This window comes from Candidatus Zixiibacteriota bacterium (genome assembly GCA_014728145.1).
In the GTDB taxonomy this organism is placed as follows: domain Bacteria; phylum Zixibacteria; class MSB-5A5; order JAABVY01; family JAABVY01; genus WJMC01.
Genome location: WJMC01000181.1, coordinates 1 through 8,123 on the forward strand (window position 1 = coordinate 1; position 8,123 = coordinate 8,123).

At 48.7% G+C, this 8,123-nt stretch carries 7 protein-coding genes; all 7 read right to left on the reverse strand.

Annotation, left to right across the window (positions count from 1 at the left end; genetic code table 11):
- Positions 1-584, reverse strand: a 584-nt coding sequence (locus tag GF404_10575; protein MBD3382625.1) for a hypothetical protein, incomplete at its 3' end; no start/stop codon positions are given.
- A 2-nt stretch (positions 585-586) separates the two neighbouring features.
- Positions 587-1,810, reverse strand: a complete 1,224-nt coding sequence (locus tag GF404_10580; GenBank protein MBD3382626.1) for an FtsX-like permease family protein — start codon at positions 1,808-1,810, stop codon at positions 587-589.
- Positions 1,811-2,509, reverse strand: coding sequence for an ATP-binding cassette domain-containing protein (locus GF404_10585; protein MBD3382627.1), 699 nt, complete (start codon positions 2,507-2,509; stop codon positions 1,811-1,813). It abuts the gene before it with no gap.
- A 12-nt stretch (positions 2,510-2,521) separates the two neighbouring features.
- A complete protein-coding gene (locus GF404_10590; GenBank protein MBD3382628.1) occupies positions 2,522-3,772 on the reverse strand; it encodes an efflux RND transporter periplasmic adaptor subunit in 1,251 nt (416 codons plus the stop codon).
- Positions 3,773-3,781: 9 nt separating this feature from the next.
- Entirely contained in the window at positions 3,782-5,137 is a 1,356-nt protein-coding gene (locus GF404_10595) for a hypothetical protein (GenBank protein ID MBD3382629.1), read from the reverse strand.
- Between the two features lie 298 nt (positions 5,138-5,435).
- Positions 5,436-6,176, reverse strand: coding sequence for a hypothetical protein (locus tag GF404_10600; GenBank protein ID MBD3382630.1), 741 nt, complete (start codon positions 6,174-6,176; stop codon positions 5,436-5,438).
- A 104-nt stretch (positions 6,177-6,280) separates the two neighbouring features.
- Positions 6,281-8,123 (reverse strand): sodium-translocating pyrophosphatase (locus GF404_10605; GenBank protein MBD3382631.1); only part of this gene is annotated, 1,843 nt, incomplete at its 5' end.

The following is an 8,123-nucleotide window of genomic DNA, read 5'->3' on the forward strand; positions in this document are numbered from 1 at the left end:
ACTGTGAATTTTATACTGTTGACGACGATTTCTTTTCCGATTGGATCGATACCTTCAAACAGCCCCTCAGCCAGAGCGTCGCCTAAAACTGCAACCCGGGCTTTATGATGGTTTTCCGATCTTGTGAAAAATCTCCCGGCCTGCGGAAAGTGACTGTTGACTTTCGTATAGTCAGACCAGGTACCGAATATCTGCGGATTTTGACCGCGATTGTCTAAATACTTGACGATGTTTCCGCCACTTTTGCGATAATAATTCTGGGGCGAAACAGCCTCGATATGGCTGGCGTGTTGCTGAATTTCTTCCGCTTCGGCGGCCGTTATCGGTTCACGATTGCGCTCTTCTTCATCGAGTTCATCGTAATCTGTGTTGGGTGGATAGCGGGAGATGAATATCAGGTTAGAACCGAGACTTTCGATTTCGCCAGTAACGGCGCGGTTGAAGCCTTCAATTAAGGACACCATACCGATTACAGACGCAACCCCGATCAGTACTCCCAGAATAGTTAGAAATGAGCGCAGTTTATTGCTACGGATTGATCCCAGGGCGATCACGACACCTTCTTTAATCTCCACAAGACGCATATCTATTCAAACCTCATAGCATCGACAGGATCCAGAGAAGCGCCCTTGTAAGCCGGGTAGACTCCGAAAAACAGGCCGATCCCAGTGGAAATAAAGACTCCACCCAGGATAGCCACCTCGGAGATAACAAACGGCAGATCACCGGCATCTGAGAGAAGTTTGGCGGCTAGAATACCCAGACCGATTCCGACCGCACCTCCAAACAGCGACATTATCATGGTTTCTGTCAAAAACTGAAGCATGATATGCCTTTTCATGGCCCCGAGTGATTTGCGGATACCGATTTCACGCGTTCGTTCTGTGACCGAGACCATCATGATATTCATGACCACTATCCCGGCTACCACTAATGCTATCAGAGGGATAGCAATTGCAACGATTTGAATTGTGCCGGTAACACTTTCATATAATTCGAGCCAGTCATCGGAAGTCGTGATGGCGAAATTGTCTTCCTCGGAAAATGACACATTTCGCCGGGCTCTCATGATGGCACGGGTCTGGCCGACGGCCTCTTCGATGGTTTCCTCTGACTGGGCTTTGACCAGGATATTGATGGATCTGTGAGATCCGAAATTCTTCAACAGCGTTGTAATTGGTATGATAACAAAATTGTCAAGGTCCTCTCCCAAAATCGAACCACGTGGTTCAGCAATCCCGATAACTTCGTATTTGTGGGAACCGATCCTGACAGTTTTCCCGATCGGATCGAGATTTTTGAAAAGTTCATCTGCTACGGAAGCTCCCAGAATCGTGACCTGCACGAAGTGATCATCCTCGAAGTTGTTGTGCCCACGCCCCTGGCCGATTTCGAAATCGGTTATTCGAAGCAGATTCGCTGTCGCTCCTACTATCGGCACGCTTCTGATCTTTTCGGAAGCATATTTGACCGGCCTGAAAGTCATCGTGCGACCCCCGACCTCTTTGCAATGATCGCAGGACTCACGCAATGCGTTCAAATCGCGCATTTTGAAATCTTTGCGCTTTCTGGCCTTACGCCAGGCTTCGTAGGAGGAATGCTCCTCGACACCCATCTTGCTGACCACGAATGTCGAACTGCCCATCTGGTTGATCAGACCGGTCACCTTGACATTCATGCCAACCACGATCGACACTATGGCGATTACCGAAGTGACACCTATAATGATTCCGAAGACTGTCAGGAAAGTGCGAAGTTTATGGGCCTTGAGGGCTTCGAAAGACAGCCTGACCAAATCACCCGCAAGCATTTAACTAACACCCGAGGTATTACCGCGTCCTTGCTTTTCAGTTTCAATTTGACCGTCGCGAATACTGATTATCCGGTCGGCAAATTCAGCGATTTCCGGGTCATGAGTGACCATGACCAAGGTGTTGCCGCGGTCATTTAGTTCGCGGAAGAGTTTCATGATTTCGAGACCGGTTTTGGTGTCGAGGTTTCCGGTCGGCTCATCAGCCAGGATAATCGATGGGTTGGTCACCAGGGCTCTGGCTATCGCCACTCTCTGTCTTTGACCACCCGAAAGTTCATTGGGTCGATGAGTGGCCCAGTCGAGCAGGTCTACCTGTGTGAGTGCTTTTTCAGCCATTTCGCGACGGCTTCCACTGTCGATTCCGCTGTAAATCAGGGGCAGTTCGACATTGTGCAATGCGTTGGCACGAGGCAGGAGATTAAAAGTCTGGAAAACGAACCCGATCTCCTTGTTGCGGATCCTCGCCAGCTCATTGTCGTTCATAGCGGAAACATCGACATCGTTAAGAAAATACTCACCCCTGGTGGGAGTATCAAGGCAACCTATCAGGTTCATCAAGGTCGATTTACCTGATCCTGATGGCCCCATGATGGCGACATATTCACCTTCTTCGATCTGAACATCGACACCCTTGAGGGCGTGGAGTTCCTGGGTACCCATAACATAGGTTTTCCACAGATTTTTAGTTTCAATCATACTTTAATCACTCTATCTCTTTTTTACCGGATCGCCATGTTCGAGTTCCCTGAGAGCGCTGTAGGGCCCGCTGATCACTTCCTGGCCGACTTTAAGCCCTGATACGATCTGGATATTGGTGCGGTCCTGAATGCCCAGTTCGACCTGTTGAAAATGAGCTGTTCCATCGTCATAAAGATATACACCCTCATAAAGCTCGGTCTTGGAATCGTCAGATTCGTCATTTTTCCTGTCCTGTCCGGGAAGCTGATCGACTGCGACAATCGCCTGGATCGGGAGGTATTTGGAATCGTACACACGGCCGGTTATAATATCGACTTCAGCTGTCAGATTGGGCTTGATATGCTTGTATTTTTCGAGTAGTTCGACTTTGACCAGAAAATCCGTAATCTGTTCAGAAAAGCTCTGTCCGGAGACCTGCGCCGATGAGCCTATCGAGGTAACAATTCCGGCAAATGTCGTATCCGGGAAAGCATCGATTGCAACCTCGGCTTCCTGTCCGATTTCGAGATTCTTGATATCGGTCTCATCGACACGAACCTCGACTTCCAGAACGGACATATCCGCCACGGTCATAATAATCGCTCCGGGCACATTGGGAGAAGCGATCATGGTCCGTTCGCCGACTTCATAATTTAAATCCGTCACCACTCCATCGATCGGAGAAACGATCTCGGTTTTTTCGAAATAGTCGAGCGCCTGGCTGAGGGCGATTTCAGCCTTATTGACAGCCTGCCGGGTGGTCTCAACAGAGGCTTTGGCGGAATTGTACTGGTCCTTTATGGAGATCAGTTCCTCTTCCGAGGACGATCCCTTGCTGTACAGGTCTTTTGCCAGTTCGTACTTGAACTCCCAGTATTCGAGGTTAGATCTGGCCTGCTCCAACTGTGCGCGGGCTGTTTTGAGATCAGCCCGGGCATTGTCGACACTGAATTGATACGAGGTCTGCTTGAGACGAACCAGCAGGTCGCCTGCTTTGACAGAGTCGCCTTCTTCGACCGGGATTTCCACTATGATCTCGTAGATTTCGGCCTGGATGTTGACCTCGGCCTGCGGTTTGACACGGCCTGTCGCATTGACCTTGGCCACGATATCACCGGTTTCGACCTCCGTTGTAGTGACATAGACGCTGTCATCACCACCCCGGCCACAGATAAGAAGCAGGACAATAATTAATACCAGGATTGTACCGATTATAATTAACAGCCGTCGACGGCCTCTTTTTTTGGTTCGCTGGCTCGCTTTAGATTTGATATCGGCCACAGTTGCCCCCTAAAACGGGTCCACCCCCATCGCTTTTTCAAGCGATGCGACAGCCAGGTTGAGGTCGAATTCTGATTCAATGACGTCTCTTTCGGCAGTTTTCAAGGACACCTCGGCATCGAGAAGATCAAGGATTGTGGCCGCTCCCAGAGAGTATTTTTCATTGGCAAGTTTGTAATCTTCCCGGGCTGAGGCGAGCTTGTCGTTGGAGACTTCCAAAGAGAGTTGAGCCTTTTCGTATTCGAGATATGCCTCGGTTATTTCAAGCTGGAGACCGTTGCGATAGTTGTGGTAATTGAAACGGTCGGTGTTGTAGCTCGCTTTGGCATCCGAGACCTGTCTTTTGGTTATAAACTGGTCGAAGATATTCAAACTTAATGTCAACCCATAGCGATAGGTGTGATTTTCATTAAAAAAGGTTCCCAGATCGAATTCCTCGGCATTAAACCAACTGGCCGAGTAGGAGGCTTCCAGGCTGGGCAGAAATCCCCCCCAGGCTGAGCGGACGCTGTGTTTGGATGACACCATGGATTTTTGATAGGCGTGGAGCTTGGGATTATTTTTTAAGGCGAAATCGACTGAACCTTCAAGCGTGTAGTGTACATTGCGTTTTGTAACAGTAGAGTCAACCCGGTACCTGCGGGAAATATCTTCTCCGACAGCATAGTTAAGCTGGGCCGAAGACACTTTGAAGCTGTTTTCGGCGCTGATCAGGTTCAACTGCGCCTCACCATGGGAGACCCTGGCCTTGAGGACATCCGACAACGCGGCCGAACCGAGCTCATAGCGAGTTTCGGTGATTCGCAATTGCTCCTCGGAACGCTCCAGCGCTTTACGTTGAACGTCGGTGAGCTTCATCGCCCTCAGAACAGCAAAATAGTTGACTTTGATATTGTAAACGGTATTCAAGACCTGGTTGCTGTAGCTCATTTTTGCGGCTTCTTTGTTAGCCTTGTTGGACTTCAGACTGAAATAATCGGAAAAACCATTGAACAGGTTTTGAGACAAAGTCAGTGACTGCCCCCAGCTGTCGTTTACATAAATAGGCACAGTCGCAAATGAATCCGGTGCTACCTCGACATCCACATAATAACCCGGAAACGGATTGGATCGATAATTATAATCCGAACTGACTCTAATTGAAGGAAGGAATGCGCCATAGGATGTCCACATCGAGTTACCCGCGCGGTCCAGAGTGGCTTTCGACTGCACCAGCGAGGGGTCGTTATTCAATCCCTTTTCGATGCATTCCTCCAGAGTCAGAAGCGGTAGATCTTCTGAAGTCGCTGGAACTGCGGTGATGAGTTGCATTAACAATATCGAGAAAATTGCACCCGAGATTTTCTTTAAAATTCCGATGCTCATCGGTTCCTCCTCTGAATCACGAATATCAGACTCCGCCCGGAAAGCAGGTTCTCTTGAAAATTTTTATGGGCAGAGCCCGCAAGCTGAATTCAAATTCATATTCTGTTGAAACCACGTTTCACACTATTTACATCCGTTAACAGAATAAATTCATAAAACGGATCAGAATTAAATTGACGTAAGTTACACTAAAATGTTTCAAAAATCAACCAGATCAACGACTTTGCTGAAACCTCATAAATATTAGAACAAATTTATGGGGATATGTTGCAGAATTTAAATAATTGACAGCTTAATTTTATTGTGCCAGGTTTTCCATGCTGATGGATGATACAAGCGCATGCAAAGTCCACCACATCAGAGTAAGGGGAATCAACCAGACAGCTGTTTTTGCTTTTGAGTGCTTATATAGAACTGACAGACCGGTGATGATCACTATAATAACCCAGATTTGAAACAACTCGAAATTGCTGAGCCAATTATAAATGAAGGTTCCCTGCAGATCGGACGACAACAGGACATTCAGAGAAAACGAGATGTCGAAGGCCTTCCCCCCGACCAACACAAACAGAGTTTGAATGATAAGCCTTGGTACCATGACCATGTAAGAAAACGAGACTACGTTCATAACCTCCCTGAATTTAGCCTTGCCCCCCATAATCAGATTCTCAAAAAACATGTATATTCCCGCACTAACAAGGAAAGTTATAATTGCAACTACAGGAGTGAAAATCATGGTGAAAATAATGACTGCTAGCTTTAAGGTCTCGCTATCGAGATTTAGTGAGCGAAAGTTTTCCGGTAATTGCGATGGATCGTCGGTGTATGAGCTCAAAATAACGATAGATGAAAGAATAAGTATTATACTGTAGATCAAAAACGGCCAGACCCAGGCATGACCGGCTGGAATGATTTTTTTGAATGTTTGGGAGGGTCTGATTAATATTTCATACAGGTAACGAAATTCAAAACCGGGTCTTTCCGGTTCGACATATGATTCGCTTTCAAATTCCGGATACTTTTCAGGATAGTTTTCCATCTGCCTTTCCGTAGTTTACCTATCTATATACTTATATCACAGAAAGTCAATAAAAAAGGAGGCCGATAGTCGACCTCCTGTATTCTGAAACAGTTGTATTTAAATTAGAACTTGAACACACCCGCACCGGCCAGAACCAGCGAAACCATAGCCATAAGCTTGATCAGTATGTTCATCGACGGACCGGAGGTGTCTTTGAAAGGATCGCCGACAGTATCTCCGACCACGGCCGCTTTATGAGCTTCAGAGCCTTTACCGCCATGATGACCTTCTTCGATATACTTTTTGGCGTTATCCCAGGCACCGCCACCGTTGGACATCATCAGAGCCATCAAGACACCGGTCAGGGTTGCACCCGCAAGCAGACCACCCAGTGCAGCCTTACCGAGCGTGAGGCCGACGATAACAGGAACGAATACGGCCAGAAGACCGGGCAGGATCATCTCCTGCAAGGCCCCGGTGGTTGCGATAGCCACACATCGAGGTGAATCCGGCTTGTTCTTGCCTTCCATGATTCCGGGTATCTCTTTGAACTGACGACGGACCTCCTGAACCATTTTGAAAGCGGAACGACCGACCGCAGTCATGGTCAAAGAAGCGATCAAGAACGGTAGAATACCGCCCAGGAACATTCCTACGACTACATTAATATCTTTCAAGTCGATTACATTTACCTGAGCCGCGGCGCAATAAGCCGAGAACAGAGCCAGAGCGGTCAGGGCGGCTGAACCGATTGCAAAACCTTTGCCGATAGCGGCTGTTGTATTGCCGAGAGCGTCGAGCTTGTCTGTAATCGCGCGGACATTTTTGCCAAGCCCTGCCATCTCGGTAATACCTCCGGCATTGTCAGCCACAGGACCGTAGGCATCGACCGACATGGTCACACCGATAGTAGCCAGCATACCGACAGCCGAGATACCGATGCCATAGAGACCGGCCAGGTTGTAGCCGATATAAACCGCGGCCGCTATAACCACCAGAGGCAGAGCGACTGATTCCATCCCGACTGCCAGGCCGGTGATGATATTAGTTGCCGGACCGGTTTCAGAGGCCTTAGCGATTTTGCGGATCGGCTTGGCGGCAGTATAATACTCAGTCAACAATCCGAGTATGATACCACACAAATTACCTGCCAGAACAGCCCAGAAAATATTTGTACTTAAATCCAGCCTGTCGACGATTATATAGGTCGCAACGAGCATAATCAATGCGCCGACATAGGTCACGATACGAAGTGTTGCCGCCGGATTCATTTTAGAGAAAAGCCTGACCGAGAGCACACCCAGCATAGACGCCACGATTCCTGCCATCACGACCAGCAGTGGCAACGCCATCAGATTCATGCTGCTACCGGTATTGCTGAGGTACGTAGCCGCACCTGAAGCACCCAGCGCGATTGTGGCGATCACAGAACCGACGTAGGACTCGAACAGGTCGGCGCCCATACCGGCCACATCACCGACATTGTCACCTACGTTATCGGCTATAACCGCCGGATTACGGGGATCGTCTTCGGGAATACCGGCTTCAACTTTACCGACCAGGTCAGCACCGACATCGGCACACTTGGTGAAAATACCACCGCCGACACGAGCGAAAAGCGCGATCGAGGAGGCGCCCATTCCAAATCCGGTAATTGCCGGAACCGTCTCCGGTTTGCCCCAGATGTAGAAGAACACGCCCAGGCCGAGAAGGCCTAAAGCGGCCACAGACATCCCCATCACCGCACCGCCCGAAAAAGCGATCGTGAGAGCGGAAGCCTGACCTTTTTCGGAAGCGGCGTTAGCGGTTCTGACATTAGCCAGCGTGGCCGAATTCATGCCAAAGTAACCTGCCAGCATGGAAAGAAACGCACCTGAAATAAATGCCACAGCAGTTTGCCATGAAACGAATACTGCCAGAAGGATAACCACCACGATGATAAATATCAACAGGATGGAGTATTCC

What these genes read in the sequence shown, in the direction of transcription:
- GF404_10585 (MBD3382627.1), bottom strand. Translation starts at nt 2,509, where the DNA reads ATGATTGAAACTAAAAATCTGTGGAAAACCTATGTTATGGGTACCCAG.
- GF404_10600 (MBD3382630.1), bottom strand. Translation starts at nt 6,176, where the DNA reads ATGGAAAACTATCCTGAAAAGTATCCGGAATTTGAAAGCGAATCATAT.
- GF404_10595 (MBD3382629.1), bottom strand. Translation starts at nt 5,137, where the DNA reads ATGAGCATCGGAATTTTAAAGAAAATCTCGGGTGCAATTTTCTCGATA.
- GF404_10580 (MBD3382626.1), bottom strand. Translation starts at nt 1,810, where the DNA reads ATGCTTGCGGGTGATTTGGTCAGGCTGTCTTTCGAAGCCCTCAAGGCC.